The following is a 14,139-nucleotide window of genomic DNA, read 5'->3' as shown; positions in this document are numbered from 1 at the left end:
TTACCGTGGAGCCGGTGAATACGTCGTCGGCCGTGCAGGCCACCCTGTCGGGCCTGGGTTTCGGACTCTCACTGATCGTCGTGATCGGCGCGCAGAACACCTTCGTCCTGCGTCAGGGCATCCGCCGCGAGCACGTGCTCGCCGTGGTGGCGGTGTGCGCGGTCTCGGACGTGGTGCTCATCGCCGCGGGCGTGGCCGGACTCGGCGCGATCATCCGGTCGGCTCCCACGGTGCTGGTGGTGGCGCGGTACGCCGGGGCGGCGTTCCTGATCGGCTACGGGATCATGGCGGCACGGCGGGCACTGTCGCCGGGGGCGATCACCGGCGAACCGTCCGGCGCCTCGGTGGCGCTGGGTGCGACGCTGCTCACCTGCCTCGGGATGACCTGGCTCAATCCGAACGTCTACCTCGACACCGTGGTCCTGCTGGGTTCGTTCGCCAGCACCTACGCGGGCGCGTACCGGTGGTTTCTGGCCGCCGGGGCGATGCTCGGCAGCATCCTGTGGTTCACCGGCCTCGGCTTCGGCGCTCGCCTGCTCGGTCCGCTATTCGCTCGCCGAACCGCTTGGCGCGCACTGGATTCGGTGATCGCCCTGATCATGTTCACCCTGGGCGCCGTGCTGGTGCTGCAGCATTGAGTCAGTGCGCGCCGGCGAAGTCCAACAGCCGATCCAACGGCCAGGTGTTGACGATCCGGTCCGGATCGACACCGTTGGCCAGCGCCCGCGCGCAGCCGTAACTTTGCCAGTCCAGTTGTCCCGGCGCATGGGCGTCGGTATCGATGGCGAAATGGCAGCCCACCTCGACGGCCAACCGGATCAGCCGTCCGGGCGGATCGCGACGTTCCGGGCGGCTGTTGATCTCCACGGCGGTCCCGAAGCGATGGCACGCCTCGAAGACGAGTTCGGCGTCGAACTCCGATTCGGGCCGGATGCCGCGCTGACCTTCGACCAGTCGTCCGGTGCAGTGTCCGAGGACGTCCACATCCGGATTCGCGACTGCGGTGACCATGCGCCTGGTCATGGTCGCGCTGTCCGCGCGCAGGTGGGAATGCACGCTCGCCACGACTATATCGAGTTCGGCGAGCAGATCCGCGCGCTGATCGAGCGAACCGTCGTCGAGGATGTCGACCTCGATGGCGGTCAGGATCCGGAACGGCGCCAGCCGCTCGTTCAGCTCGGCGACCACGTCGAGCTGACGGCGCAACCGCTCGGCGGACAGCCCGTTGGCGACCCGCAGCCGCGGTGAATGATCGGTCAGCGCACAGTATTCGTGCCCGAGCGCGATCGCCGTACGCATCATCTCCTCGATCGGACTACCACCATCGGACCAGTCCGAATGCGTATGCAGATCCCCCCGCAACAGCTTGCGGATCTCCGCTCCCTCGGGCGCGATCGGCCTTGCCTCCGAACGTAATTCGGCCAACTTCGCGGGAACCTGTCCGTCCGCCGCCTGAGCGATCACGGCTCCCGTCTTCGGCCCGATCCCCGAAATATCCTGCCAGTCACCGCTTTTCCGAAATCGCTCGAATTCGGCGTCCGACAACGCCGCCACCGCGTCGGCCGCCCGGCGGTACGCCTTGACCCGATGCGTCTGCGCCCGCCCACGCTCCATCCAGAACGCGATCTCCCGAAGCGCCGCTTGTGCTTTCAACGCCCCGGCCACCTCATCCGGTGAGGACATGAACGACTCCTGGGGTACGTCCGAAACTCGGACACGCTTTCAACAGTGACTCGGTGAGCTTCGCGTCACCGACCGTCCCGCTACCCGGTGCAACGACCGATGCCGTGAGTACATGGGTACCTCCATGTACTCGCATCGACCCAGCTTGCGATTGATCCGGTTGTCAAGGTTGGAAGGTACTGAGTGTCGTTGGCCAGTTTGACTTCTGAGCTGCGACGATACCCAAATGTCACCCGGACATGTATGTGATATGCATAATTGCCGTTGGCGCGCTCGGGTGCTGTTGGCTGACACGATCCGGTCGGCCACTGTGGGCCCGCCCGGCACGCGGACGCCACCCCCGTGTTTCTGATACGCCTCCCAGACAGCCCGTTTCGAGACGCACCGGGCGGTGTTGGGTTCGTTTGTCCGACCTCCAACGCCCGGGTTGATTATCCCGCTCGGGACGATCATGCAGCCCGGGCAATCCGGTACACGGTCCGTCTGTCCGGCTCGCTGGAACCGAGTGGAGCCGATCCGCCGTCCGGATCAGAGCCCTGCCGGGTACGGCGCCCGCCTGGTCTCGTGGCGGAGCACAGTGAAGAAGTCCGTCATCGCGACGACGACGGGCGCGTCGCGGGCGAGGATCGCCGCGGCGGTCTCCGGGATCCCGGTCGGCGCCTGGCCTGACGCGTACGCACGCAGGCGGGATTCGCGCTCGACGCGTCCGGCGCCGAAGAGTTCGGTGACCAGCCACTGCCCCGTGTACATGGCGGAGTAGCAGCGGTCGTAGTTCCGGTGCCGCTCGAAAAAGGCCAGCTCGTCATGTGCCAGCTCGAACCGGGAGGAGATCGCCAGTCCGTAGTCCGCGAAGTACAGGCGTTCGCCGTCGGTGAGGAGATTCTCGAAGTGGGCGTCGAAGTGCAGCAGGCCGTTGGCGTTCATGAACGCGATACCCGCCGCCAGGTTCCGATCCGTCATGGCCAACGCGCGGTCGGCGGCCTCGCCGCCGGCCCGGAGCTGCTCACCGAGCCAGCCGAACAGGTTCCGCGGGATGTATTCCAGGAACAGCGCGATGCTAGCCGAGGACGAGCGCAGCTCCTCTAGGCGTCGCCGCACCTGCGCCCCGCCTTCCCAATAGTCGACGACCCGATCGACATCGGCCAGTTCATCGGGCAGCGGCGTCGTATCCGGCAGCACCCGCCAGTGGTACATCAACGGGAAGCCCGCGAACCCGCCCGTGATCGCCCAGTTCGTGGTCATGGCATGTGCGGCGAGTTCGCGCCACGCTCCGAAGCCCGGGCCGCCGATGCCGTAGTGGCAGAACATCGGCAGCTCGAAGAGATTGGCCGTGGAACGGACGTTCTCCGGCCGCAGTTCCAAGTCGGTCAGCGGCACCTGCTTGACGAACACCTGCCTCCCGGCGACCTCGAACAGCGCCGACTTCCCGCCGATGCCCGATCCGACCGGCTCCGCGGCGTCCAGCGCCTGCCGCAGCGCGCGATCGCTGAGCAGAGCCAGGGACGTCGCGACGGAACCATATGCGGCCAGGCGTGTTTCGGAGCACAGAAAGGACATGGACATCAGACTGTACTAGCGCTCAGGACGGTGAAGGCGATGTTCGCCCGCCCCGCGCATCCAGGATGCCGGTGGCGAACTGCAGCGAACCGCGGGGGCGGGTCGGGTGGTCCTGCGAGAGCTCGTCGAGCATCTGATACGAGATTTCGCAGTTGCCGGACTCGAGTTGGACCAGCAGCCGGGCCGGCTGCAGCCGGCTCAGCGCGTTGGCGGGCTCGGCCGTGGTCAGCGCGTTACGCAGCGGCCTCCCGGCGGGCGTGAGGGTCAGGTCAGGACCGTCTCGAGGTCCGCGAGCGCCCGGCCGAACTCGGCGAGCGGGACGCGGGCAGCGATATGACCGTCGGGCCGGATCAGGCAGGCAGCGGCCGAGTTCGGTGTGCCGTAGAGGTTGTGGATGCGGTCGGTGTCGGTGATCAGGGTGTTGCTCGGTGCGCCCGCGCGCCCGGGTGAGCTGATCACCGTCACCCTGATCCGGTCGCCGAACCGCTGAGCAACCCGCGCGGGCAGTGCTGCGTGCTCCCACGCCGAGCGCGGGCTGTGATGTATGACCAGCAGCGTGTAGTCGGTGTGATGCAGCAAATCGTGCACACTGGTGCGGGCGTCCAGGGCCACGTTGGGGGCACGGTCCCCGACGGCGGGCCCCTCGAGCCCACCGGGCGCGCGCATGGTGTGGCGGTAGCTGTGTGCGAGACCGGAGATGCGTGCAACGGCACGGTCGTTGAAGCCGGGTGCTTCGGCGATCGCGATGCGTTCTTCCATGGGGCGGTCGTGCGCCATGATCACCTGGTGCAGCATGTCGGTCGCCTCGATCACCTGCGCCGCGATCGGTCGCCGCTCGGCCTCGTAACTGTCCAGCAATACTGGGTGCGCGTCGCCATTGACCAGGGCTGCGAGCTTCCAGCCCAGGTTGAACGCGTCGCCCATGCCCGCGTTCAATCCCATCCCGCCCGCCGGGGAGTGGATGTGCCCGGCGTCTCCGCACAGCAACACCGGGCCTCGCCGAAACGCCGCGCTCAGTCGCTTCCACAGCACGAATCGTGTGGTCCACTCCGGAACACCGACCTCGACCGCGCCACCGAAATGCTCGTCGAGGGCTTGCTGGAATTCTGCTTGCGCGACTTCTATGTCGGTGATCGCGGATCCGCCCAGCTCGCTGATCAGCACCCGATAGTTGACTCCCGGGAGCTTGGTAACCAGCACCATGCGGCCCTCGCCGTGCAGATAATGGATTCGGTTGTCTGCCAGAGGAAATCCGTGCAACGGCACGTCCATCATCCGCATGTGACCCGCGTATTCGTCACCGGCGAAACCCAGCTCGAGCTTTTTCCTCACGGTGGAACGCAAGCCATCACACCCGACCAGCCATTCTGCGTGCACGACTTCGCTGCCGCCGTCGGACCGCACCAGTGTCGCGGTCACTCCACCCGCGGGGTCTACGGTGAATTCCCGCAATGCCGTGCCCCACTCCACCGGGACATTCATCGACGACAGATGCGCCCGCAGCAGCGCCTCGGTAGCGTTCTGGTTATTGATGAGAATGAACGGGTAATGGGTGTCCCGCAACTGCGTGAAATCCAGTCGAGCGACCTTGTCCACGCCCGGAAACCGATAATCCATAGACGTGCTGACCAAGCCTCGGCTGAGGAAACTCTCGACGAGCCCCACCGCTTCGAGCTGCTCGAGGGTACGCGCATGCACCGTGAACGCCCGGGATGTGATCGTCGGACCACCCGCCCGATCGATCACCCGACATGACACATTCCGCCGCGCCAATTCGATAGCCAGCGTCGACCCGGCCGGGCCCGCACCCACAATGAGAACAGAAATATCGGACATGGGAAAACCTTCCTGAATCACGCGGGGCGGACAACGTCCCCGCTTACCGACGAGACCCCCGGACATCAATCGAGCGGATGTGGGCGGGCCTCCCTGCTTCCCCGGTCGGAGAACGTAGGTATCGGTAGGCGGCCGTGGCCGCCATCACCGTTGCGTGGTTCGCTCACCGGCCCCGGAGAATTCGCCGAGGAAGTGCTTGTTCCCAGCATCGCGGTGCGACTGGGCTTGCAGGACTCACCGAGCCTGTACTGGACCTGTACCGAACCCGTACGCTTGTGGTAGACGGCTGGCAGGGGAGGTGGCCCGAACGATGACGATCGCCAAGTGGACCGGGCTCGAGGTCGCCGCGCTCCGTGCGGCGTTGCGGGACGTACAGGTTCAGTTCGCCGCCCGGATCGGATGCTCGGTGGAAGCGGTCGGCAAATGGGAACGCAGAGGTGAGAGCATCACATTGGGGGCGAAGTACTCGGAGTGCATGGACACCACCCTCCGGCGGCTCGATGACGAGCAGCGCGCACGTTTCGAGGCCGTGATCAGCAACCGTGCCGATGACCCCCGCCGGAGGACCGGCCGCCGTCACCCGGAACGTTTCTGGAGTACGAGGGCATAGCGGAAGTCGATGGCGTGCACCGGCGAGGGTTCGGGACCGCAACTTTGCAACTCCGGGGCCGGCTGCGCTCGCGATCGGTTCTCCCGCCCCGGCTGTCCGGCTACGTCCGAACTGGTGGACTACTTCCATAGCCGAGCGGTGCGGGTCGGCGTCTCACCGGCGGTGGGTTCGCGGTGGTTCCGCGAAAGCGGCGGGGGAGCCCGCTGAAGTCACGGAGAGGCGGATATGCACGTACTTCAGGAAGGCCACGCCGTCCTCGAATACGCGGCTGGTGAGCACACGGAACCGATTCGGTTCGGGCAGACGCGATCCCGTTCCGAACAGCGGGCGCCCGCTACCCAGCACGATCGGGTGCAGCTTCAGGAAGATCTGGTCGATCTCCGGCAGCAGCGCCTGGGCGAGCTGGCCGCCCCCGCACAACCAGATGCCAAGGCCCGGTTCGCGTTTGAGCTCTCGCACCCGCGCGAGCGGATCGGCGGAGATGAGCTCGACGTCGGCGGCGGGGCTTTCGGGCAGGGTGCTGGAGACCACGAACTGGCGCAGGTGCGCGTATGGACTCGAGGTTCCGGTGCGGACGCCGAAATCGTGCGTCCGGCGGCCCATCAAGACCGTATCGAAGGTGGTCGCGGGTTGGTCGAGGCCCTGTGCCTCGCGCACCTTGGTCGGCAGGGTTTCCGGATACTGCGCGGTGATCACCGGGACGTGATCGCCGCCGACCGGGAAGAAATCCACCGAACCGTCATCGGTGGCGATGAAACCGTCGATCGTCGAGGCAACGTAGTAGGTCAGTTTGCGCATCTGTCCTCCTCAACAGCCGGGACGTGGCCGTACTGAAGACCGTAGCGCGAGCAAATCCGCAACCGTCGGGTTTTCGCGGCTAGCGTCGCGGACGGGGCTGACAGCGCGGGCAGGAGTAGGAGGACCGGTTCATGAATTTCTCCCGCCGGATCGGCGCACCGCACCGGCGGCACGGCTCGTCCTCGCGCCCGTAGGCGGCCAGCGAGCGTTCGAAATAGCCGGACTGCCCGTTCACGTTGACGTACAGCGCGTCGAAGGAGGTTCCGCCGGCGCCGAGCGCCTCGGACATCACCGTCCGCACATCGGTGAGCAGCCCGTGCAGTGCGGGCCGGGTGAGTTTGCCAGCGCTGCGCTCGCCGTGGATGCCGGCCCGCCACAGGGCCTCGTCGGCGTAGATGTTGCCGATACCGGAGATCACGGTCTGATCCAGCAGCACCCGTTTCACATCGGAGGATTTGGCGCGCATCTTGCGCACCACCGCATCGGCGTCGAACAGCGGATCCAGCGGATCGCGGGCGATATGCGCGACCGCTTCGGGCACCGGGGTGCCGTCGACCTCGACCAGCGGATGCAGCGCCCAGCCGCCGAAGGTGCGTTGGTCCACGAACCGCAGCTGCGCACCCGAATCGAGGGTGGCCACGATGTGCGCGTGCTTCTCCAGCGGGGCACCGGCGGGCTGGACCAGCATCTGCCCGCTCATCCCGAGATGCACCACCAGCGCGATCTCCGGATCGTCGAAGGTCAGCCAGAGGAATTTGCCGCGGCGCTGGGCGGATTCGACCCGCAGACCGGACATCCGCGCCGACAGATCATCCCCGCCGAGCACATGTCTGCGCACCGAGCGGGGATGTTTCACCGTGACGGATTCGACGATATGACCGACCACATGATCGGCGAGGCCGCGTCGGACAACCTCGACCTCGGGAAGTTCGGGCATCTACCCCTCATTCAGAGACTGCCAGGCAGCCCCGGCGGCCTTCTGTTCGGCTTCCTTCTTGGACCGGCCGACACCCGAACCGTATGCCTGACCACCGATCACCGCGGTCGCGGTGAACTCCTTGTCGTGATCCGGGCCGGTCGAGGTGATCTCGTATGCGGGCACGCCGATACCGCGTTCGGCGGTCAGCTCCTGCAGGCTGGTCTTCCAGTCCAGACCCGCGCCCATGCGCGGACCACGCTCGAGCAGTTCGGCGAACAGCCGCAGGACCACCTCGCGCGCCACCTGGATGCCGTGATCGAGATGGACCGCGCCCAGCAGCGACTCCATCCCGTCGGCGAGGATGCTCGGCTTGTCGCGGCCGCCGGTCATCTCCTCGCCTTTACCCAGCAGCAGATGCCGGCCCAGGCCGCCCTCGCCCAGCCCGCGCGCGACCTCGGCCAGCGCGTGCATGTTCACCACGCTGGCGCGCAGCTTCGCGAGCTCACCCTCGGACTTGTCCGGGTGCTCGAGATACAGCCGCTCGGTGATGCTCAGGCCGAGCACCGAATCGCCCAGGAATTCCAGGCGTTCGTTGGTGGGCAGACCACCGTTCTCGTATGCGTAGGAGCGGTGGGTGAGGGCCAGGCGCAGCAGATCCTCGCGCAGATCGACGCCGAGTGCCTCGAGCAGGCTTGCGTGATCGGCGGACTCACCCACGGCGGGTGCGTCCGCGCGGTCCTTACTGGCGGTCACTTCTGCGCTGCCGGTGCGATCAAACCGCCGAAGCGACCTGGCGGCCCTTGTAGGTGCCGCAGTTCGGGCACGCGATGTGCGGGAGGGTCTTCTCGCCGCAGGCCCGGTTGGGGCAGGTGATCAGGGTCGGCGCGGTGGCCTTCCACTGGCTGCGCCGGGAGCGGGTGTTGGAACGGGACATCCGGCGCTTCGGAACGGCCACGACTGCTTCTCCTTAAATTCTCTCCTGCGGACCTGTGCGGGCCCGCGGGAAATCCGTCTACGTCTAATTGAGGTCGGCGGCGGTGCCGCCCGTGCCGGGGGATTCGGCCGTGAATTTGGCGAGCCCAGCCCAGCGAGGGTCCAGTATCTCATGCCGGTGATCAGAACCCGCAATCGCCATCCGCACACCGCATTCGGCGCACAATCCGGGACAGTCCGGTTCGCACAGCGGTTGCAGCGGAAGTTCCAGGCCGACCATATCCCTGACGACCGGTTCGAGATCGATCATGTCGTCGACGAGACGATAGATCTCGTCCTCCTCGGTGGTCTGCTCGGTGGCGCTGTCCGGATAGGCGAACAGCTCGGTCACCTGCAAAACGACCTCGTCGGTGAACGATTCCAGGCAGCGTGAGCACTCCCCGGCGACCGGCGCGGTCACCGAACCGGTGACCAGGACGCCCTCCGAGACCGATTGCAGCGTCAGGTCCAGATCCACCTCGGCATCGGCCGGAATGGCGATCAGGTCCAGCCCGATCCTGTCCGGCACGGTCACCGAACGCCGCAGTGTCTTCATCGAGCCTGGTTTGCGTCCGAGACTGCGTGTATCCAGCACGAAACCCGCGTCGCGCGGACGACGACGCGAACCGGGACCGGAGTCGGCGGGCATCACGAACTCACTTCACCTGTAGGCATGGATGGGTAACCAGTCCACGATACCGAATACGCCTGGTCGAACCGAAATCGCCTCGATGACGCGGCAACCTGCCGGATCAGCGGCGGAAGTCGCCGGCGTAATCCGGGATGCCCGTGCCGGTGCGCAGCTGATGCCGCCCGCGGTCCACGATGCGCATCGTGCCGTGCAGGATCTCCTCGAAATCGGCGAGTTTGCCGTCGACGTACTGGTCGCACTCCCCGCGCAACCGGTCCGCCTCGGCCTGCGCCGAATCGATCAGCCGCGCGGATTCGGCGTGCGCGGCCCGCACCACCTCGGTCTGCTGGACCATGCGGTCCTGTTCGGCCTGGCCCTCTGCGACCGAACGTTCGTAGGAGGACTGACCGGCGGCGATCATCCGCTCGGACTCCGCACGCGCGCGACCGGTGACGGCGTCGAATTCGGCCTTGCCCTCGGTGACGATCCGGTCGGCCTCGGCGGTGGCGGTGGCGACCATGTGATCCGCGTGCGCGCGGGCCTCGGCGACCATGCGGTCGGCGTGTGCCTTGGCGTCGGCGAGAATGCGGTCGGCCTCCTCGCGCGCGGCGGATACGGTCTGATCGGCCTGGGCGTTCGCGCTGGTGACCGTGTTCTCGGCGGAGTCGGTGGCGTCGTTGACGATCTTGTCCCGGTGATCGAGCACATCCTGGGCGTCGTCCAGTTCGCCCGGGATCGCCTCGCGTACGTCGTCCAGGAGTTCGAGCACGTCACCGCGGGGAATGATGCAGTTGCGCGTGGGAGGGATCCCGCGTGCCTCTTCGACGATCGCGACGAGTTCGTCGAGTGCCTCGAATACGCGGTACATCTGCTGACCCCACTCTCCTGCCGAACTTGCGATGGCGAACATCTCTGCCGTCGTAGCCCAGTGTGCCTCGTACCGGCGGTGCCCCCGGGGTTCACCGGCGGTGTGTCGGCTGGTGTTTCCTATCCCACACAAACAAGTGGAGGAAATCTCTCCGGTTGAGTGCTAAATTCTTACCGAGCGGTAGATCAGCCGGGCCCCGGCCCGGCGATGTCCTGATCGGAATCACGATGGCTGTGCTGTATCCGGCGGATCCGGGCATGGGGGTGACCCCAGAGCCCGAATTCGCTGCATCCACCGAACCCGAGCGGATCGTGGCCACCCGGCTTCATGGCGCGTTCGGCCGGCTCGGAGACTATCTGCGTAGCGACCGGTGGCCGGCTCAGCTGATCCGTTTCGCCGTCGTCGGCGGACTGAGCAACGTCGGATACTTCCTGCTGTTCATGGCCAGTTACGGCGAGGGACCGCAGGTGGCCAATCTGATCGGTTCGGTCGTGAGTACCGCGATCGCCAACGAACTGCATCGTCGCCTGACCTTCCACGCCGCCGATCGCGTCGGCTGGCCGGCCGCCCAGATAGAGGGGGGCGGCCTGGCCCTGGCCGGGTTGGCGATCACGTCGGCGGCGCTGGCCCTGCTGGACGTGGTGGCTCCCGGGATGGGCGATATCGCCGAGGCGATCGCCGTCATCGTGATCACCGCGGCAGTGGGGACCTTGCGTTTCCTGAGCCTGCGTCTCTGGGTCTTCTGACGATCCGCCGGGGGCCGCGGCCCCGTCGTGGCGAAGGGGAGTCCAGAATTACCGCATGGCTGGAGCAATGTGCCCCGGATCGTTCGATCCGGTGACGAATGGACACCTGGACGTCTTCGCCCGCGCGGCAGCGCAATTCGACGAGGTCGTCGTGACGGTGCTGATCAACAACAAGAAGCAGGGCATGTTCGACGTGGACGAGCGCATCGAGATGTTGCGCGAGGTCACCGCGGATCTGCCGAACGTCCGGGTGGCATCCTGGCACGGCCTGCTGGTCGATTTCGCCCGGGAACAGGGCCTCACCGCCATCGTCAAGGGACTGCGCGATGCCACCGACTTCGGCTACGAGCTGCAGATGGCGCAGATGAACAAGAAGCTCTCGGGCGTCGACACCTTCTTCATCGCGACCAACCCGCTCTACAGCTACCTGTCCAGCTCCCTGGTGAAGGAGGTCGCCGCCTTCGGCGGGGACGTCACCGACATGCTCCCGCCCGGCGTACACAAGCGCCTGCTTGCCCGGCTGGCCGAACGTCGCGGCTGACCGTCGCCACTTCGTGCGGTGAACCTTCGATGGAACGCCAGGTCGCGGCGAGCCTCGAGGGTCGCGAACACGCCGGAGCGAAGCGGAGGCAGATCAGGCACCGATCCGGTGCGGGACGAAGGTCGAGGAATCGTCGGTGATGAGGCCCGGGGTTTCGCGGATGCCCAGGCCCGCGGACTCGTCGCCGACGATCCACGCGCCCAGGACCGGGCGCATACCGTCGAAATCCGGTAGCGGATCGAGCAACTGGTAGACGTAGCCCTCTTCGCCGTAGACGCCGCCGGTCGAGGTCTCCATGCCGCCGCCGACGATGGTCATATTCGCGCCCTCGCGGCCGAGCTTGGGTTTGCGGATGTATTCGGTGAGCTCGTGCGGCTCATCGATGTAGGCGGGCAACAGATTCGGATGGCCGGGATACATCTCCCACAGCACCGCGAGCAATGCCTTGTTGGACAGCAGGGCCTTCCACAGCGGTTCGACCCACATGGTCTCCGGCAGTGAGTCGACCACGCGCTTGCCGAAGTCGTCGTCCAGGGCCCATTCCCACGGATACAGCTTGAAGAGCGATTCGATCGGCGCCTCGGCCAGATCCACGAAGCGTTCCAGCTCGCTGTCCCAGCCGACCTCCTCGATCGGCAGTGCGACGGTGTCGAATCCGGCCTCGGCGGCGGTCTCCTGCATATAGGCGGTCGTGACGTTGTCCTCGCCGCTGGCATCGGCCGAGGACCAGGTGAAGTGCAGTGCGCCCTTCGGGAGCTGCCTGCGCAGCTCGCCCCAGCGTTCGACGAGCTTCTCGTGCAACGAATTCCACTGGTCGTCGCCCTCGTGCACGTCGGTGAGCCAGTGCCACTGCACGATAGCCGCCTCCAGCAACGAGGTCGGCGTATCGGCGTTGTACTCCAGCAGTTTCGCCGGACCGCGGCCGTCGTAGCGCAGGTCGAAGCGGCCGTAGACGAAAGGGTCCGAGCGACGCCAGGATTCGGCGATCGGGCCCCAACTCCATTCGGGCAGACCGAAATCGGCGAACCGCTCGGTCAGCACGACCTGTTCGGCGGCGTGCAGGCACATGGTGTGCAGCACCTCGACCTGCGCCTCCATCGCGAGGATCTCGTCCAGGTCGAATTCGTAGTGCACCGACTCGTCCCAGTACGGACGGGGCCGACCGTCCACGTCGCGGCCCGGGGAGCCGAAGACCAGGCCCTGATCGGCGATGATCCGCTGCCAACCGGCACGCGGCCGTTCGCGCACCCGGCGCATCTATGAACCTCCCGACTTTCCGCCGCTCTTGGAACCCAGGCCGCCGCGAATCACGGTGCCGCTCTTGGTACTGACATGCGCATTGGACGGTGCGCTGAAACTACCGCCGGCCGCAGGACGGCCGACGGTGTTGGTGCCGCCGTAGTAGTACCGGTACTGGTGTCCGTTGAAGAAGAAGACCGCCGGCAGTCCGCTGTGGTACGCGCCGGTGCTGGTGGCGTAGCTCTGCGCGGCGACACAGTCGTTGTCGTCGACGACGGTCTGCTGGCCGTTGTTGTCGGTGGTGCAGTAGGCGGTGACATCGGGTTCGGACGCCTGGCAGGCCAGATAGCCCGCGCCGATCACCGCGGCCACGCCCACGATGGCCGCGCCGCCGATGAGTGCCCGCTTGCGTTTGCGCTGTTTCTCCGCGAGGGCGAGGGCGGCCGCGTGTTCGGCCTCCTCGGCCCGCTTGCGCGCCTTGTCCCGCGCCCGCGCCTCGGCGACCGTCGGCGGGCGAGGCTGGGTGACGCCCGGTTCCTGACGTTCGATCCGGCCGCGCGGCGCGTCGTCATCAGGTGGGGGATAGATCGCGCCGCCGATGTCGGGAGCCGCGGGCTGCGGGCTGACCTTCGTCTCATCGGGGATGCCGAGAGCAGGCGCGGTCACCGTCCGATCCGGCTCACTGGAACCGGGTGTATCCGCCGCCGCCCCGCCGAGACCGGGCAGGGCTGCCGTCGGATCGGCGCCACCGAGAACGGGCAGCGGCAGCGTCGGATTCGGCATGCCCGGCAGCGGGTGCGTCGGCTCGGGTTCGGCGAAGCCCCGACCTTGCGGATCAGGGGATTTCATCCGTGCGGTGGGCTCGGAGTCCTCGGTGGGGTGCGAGCTGCCTGCCTCGCCGGGGTCGGGGCTGTACGCCTCCATACCCGGATGTTCCGTTGCCACCGTGCTACTCCCTGTTCCCCGCCGGTTACCGTTCTGCGAAGCCCGAGAGCTCACCCTGGCCGGCACCCCAGTCTTCCACAACCAGATCCACCCGGCCCGGAGTTGTCCCCGATCGCAGCAGCTCCAGCAATTTCTCGCAATGCTCCCGCGGGCCCTCCGCGATGACGTGGACCCGGCCGTCGGCGGCGTTCCGCGCGTATCCGGTCAGGCCCAGTTCGAGCGCGCGGGCACGGGTCCACCAGCGAAAACCCACACCCTGCACGCGGCCGTGCACCCAGGCGCTGAGCCGGACGGGATCGCTCACGCATCCACCTGGAACGACAGGTTCACCTGCGATCCGGCCTTCAACGTGCGACCGACGGTGCATACCTTGTCGATGGCCCGCTGCACGGTCACCAGCAAACGTTGGCGTCCGGCCTCGTCCAGTTCGGACAGATCGAGTTCGACGATCTCGTTCAGCTCCGGATACACCTCGTTCTCGCGGTCGGCGTCGCCGGAGACGCGGATGGTGGCGTCGTAGTTCTCGCCGAGCCGGTTCGACAGCGGGAAGTCCGAACTCATCCCCGTGCACGCGGCCAGTGCGATCTTGAGCAGCTCACCGGGGGTGAACACACCCTGCACCCCGTCCGAGCCGATCAGCACCTCGGCCCCCCGCGAACTGCGTCCGGTATACCGCCGCGTCCCGGTGCGCTCCACCCACAGCGAGGTCGGCGTCTTGCCATCCGCGCCGGAGGTAGCCGCGGCGGTGCTGGTCGAGGTCTGTTCAGCCATTACACAATCCTGCCATGCTCTAT

At 66.8% G+C, this 14,139-nt stretch carries 17 protein-coding genes; 4 read left to right on the top strand and 13 right to left on the bottom strand.

Translation table 11 applies throughout. The features are described 5' to 3' along the window. The first annotated feature begins 14 nt into the window (after positions 1–14). Complete coding sequence (locus NV1_RS10580; RefSeq protein ID WP_067889000.1) at positions 15–638, top strand: LysE/ArgO family amino acid transporter; 624 nt, start codon at positions 15–17, stop codon at positions 636–638. A 1-nt stretch (position 639) separates the two neighbouring features. On the opposite strand, the gene NV1_RS10575 is transcribed toward NV1_RS10580, so the two are convergent. From NV1_RS10575 to NV1_RS10565, 3 genes are all read right to left on the bottom strand, one after another. Continuing rightward, on the bottom strand, positions 640–1,683 hold the full coding sequence (locus NV1_RS10575) for a PHP domain-containing protein (protein WP_067888500.1): 1,044 nt from the start codon (positions 1,681–1,683) through the stop codon (positions 640–642). A gap of 528 nt (positions 1,684–2,211) precedes the next feature. After that, the gene (locus NV1_RS10570) at positions 2,212–3,246 is read right to left on the bottom strand and encodes a protein kinase family protein (protein ID WP_067888497.1); all 1,035 of its coding nucleotides are present in this window, start codon (positions 3,244–3,246) and stop codon (positions 2,212–2,214) included. Between the two features lie 258 nt (positions 3,247–3,504). Further along, entirely contained in the window at positions 3,505–5,076 is a 1,572-nt protein-coding gene (locus NV1_RS10565; RefSeq protein ID WP_169813311.1) for an FAD-dependent monooxygenase, read from the bottom strand. Positions 5,077–5,386: 310 nt separating this feature from the next. On the opposite strand from NV1_RS10565, the gene NV1_RS10560 reads away from it, so the two are divergent. Beyond that, a complete protein-coding gene (locus tag NV1_RS10560; protein WP_157116756.1) occupies positions 5,387–5,686 on the top strand; it encodes a helix-turn-helix domain-containing protein in 300 nt (99 codons plus the stop codon). A 153-nt stretch (positions 5,687–5,839) separates the two neighbouring features. Here the strand turns inward: NV1_RS10560 and NV1_RS10555 are convergent, their stop codons facing one another. From NV1_RS10555 to NV1_RS10530, 6 genes are all read right to left on the bottom strand, one after another. Beyond that, positions 5,840–6,484, bottom strand: a complete 645-nt coding sequence (locus NV1_RS10555; protein ID WP_084525239.1) for a dihydrofolate reductase family protein — start codon at positions 6,482–6,484, stop codon at positions 5,840–5,842. A 79-nt stretch (positions 6,485–6,563) separates the two neighbouring features. Next, positions 6,564–7,421 carry a bifunctional DNA-formamidopyrimidine glycosylase/DNA-(apurinic or apyrimidinic site) lyase gene (mutM, locus tag NV1_RS10550; protein ID WP_067888488.1) on the bottom strand — a complete coding sequence of 286 codons (858 nt, stop codon included), beginning with the start codon at positions 7,419–7,421 and terminating at the stop codon, positions 6,564–6,566. Further along, entirely contained in the window at positions 7,422–8,156 is a 735-nt protein-coding gene (gene rnc / locus NV1_RS10545; RefSeq protein ID WP_067888486.1) for a ribonuclease III, read from the bottom strand. 19 nt (positions 8,157–8,175) lie between these two features. After that, on the bottom strand, positions 8,176–8,358 hold the full coding sequence (gene rpmF / locus NV1_RS10540; protein ID WP_040826295.1) for a 50S ribosomal protein L32: 183 nt from the start codon (positions 8,356–8,358) through the stop codon (positions 8,176–8,178). 63 nt (positions 8,359–8,421) lie between these two features. After that, on the bottom strand, positions 8,422–9,024 hold the full coding sequence (locus NV1_RS10535) for a YceD family protein (RefSeq protein WP_174557424.1): 603 nt from the start codon (positions 9,022–9,024) through the stop codon (positions 8,422–8,424). A gap of 103 nt (positions 9,025–9,127) precedes the next feature. Beyond that, a complete protein-coding gene (locus tag NV1_RS10530) occupies positions 9,128–9,874 on the bottom strand; it encodes a DivIVA domain-containing protein (protein WP_067888482.1) in 747 nt (248 codons plus the stop codon). A gap of 227 nt (positions 9,875–10,101) precedes the next feature. Between NV1_RS10530 and NV1_RS10525 the strand changes: the two genes are divergently transcribed. After that, a complete protein-coding gene (locus tag NV1_RS10525) occupies positions 10,102–10,620 on the top strand; it encodes a GtrA family protein (RefSeq protein WP_245713641.1) in 519 nt (172 codons plus the stop codon). A 55-nt stretch (positions 10,621–10,675) separates the two neighbouring features. Further along, positions 10,676–11,161 (top strand): pantetheine-phosphate adenylyltransferase, encoded by a 486-nt coding sequence (coaD, locus tag NV1_RS10520; protein WP_067888479.1) that lies wholly within the window; start codon positions 10,676–10,678, stop codon positions 11,159–11,161. Between the two features lie 93 nt (positions 11,162–11,254). Here coaD and NV1_RS10515 read toward each other — a convergent pair whose 3' ends face one another. From NV1_RS10515 to NV1_RS10500, 4 genes are read right to left on the bottom strand one after another with little or no spacing between them, the layout of a single operon-like run. Continuing rightward, the gene (locus NV1_RS10515) at positions 11,255–12,418 is read right to left on the bottom strand and encodes a glutathionylspermidine synthase family protein (protein ID WP_067888476.1); all 1,164 of its coding nucleotides are present in this window, start codon (positions 12,416–12,418) and stop codon (positions 11,255–11,257) included. After that, a complete protein-coding gene (locus tag NV1_RS45585) occupies positions 12,419–13,345 on the bottom strand; it encodes a hypothetical protein (RefSeq protein ID WP_245713640.1) in 927 nt (308 codons plus the stop codon). 25 nt (positions 13,346–13,370) lie between these two features. Continuing rightward, positions 13,371–13,649, bottom strand: a complete 279-nt coding sequence (locus NV1_RS10505; RefSeq protein WP_067888473.1) for an acylphosphatase — start codon at positions 13,647–13,649, stop codon at positions 13,371–13,373. Beyond that, the gene (locus tag NV1_RS10500; RefSeq protein ID WP_067888471.1) at positions 13,646–14,116 is read right to left on the bottom strand and encodes an OsmC family protein; all 471 of its coding nucleotides are present in this window, start codon (positions 14,114–14,116) and stop codon (positions 13,646–13,648) included. The genes NV1_RS10505 and NV1_RS10500 overlap by 4 nt, the downstream gene beginning before the upstream one ends. Positions 14,117–14,139 lie beyond the last annotated feature (23 nt).

It is taken from the genome of Nocardia vaccinii NBRC 15922, from assembly GCF_001613305.1.
GTDB classification, from domain to species: Bacteria; Actinomycetota; Actinomycetes; order Mycobacteriales; family Mycobacteriaceae; genus Nocardia; species Nocardia vaccinii.
The sequence above is the reverse complement of the archived record's forward strand: the minus strand, read 5'-3'. Positions and strand labels throughout refer to the sequence as shown.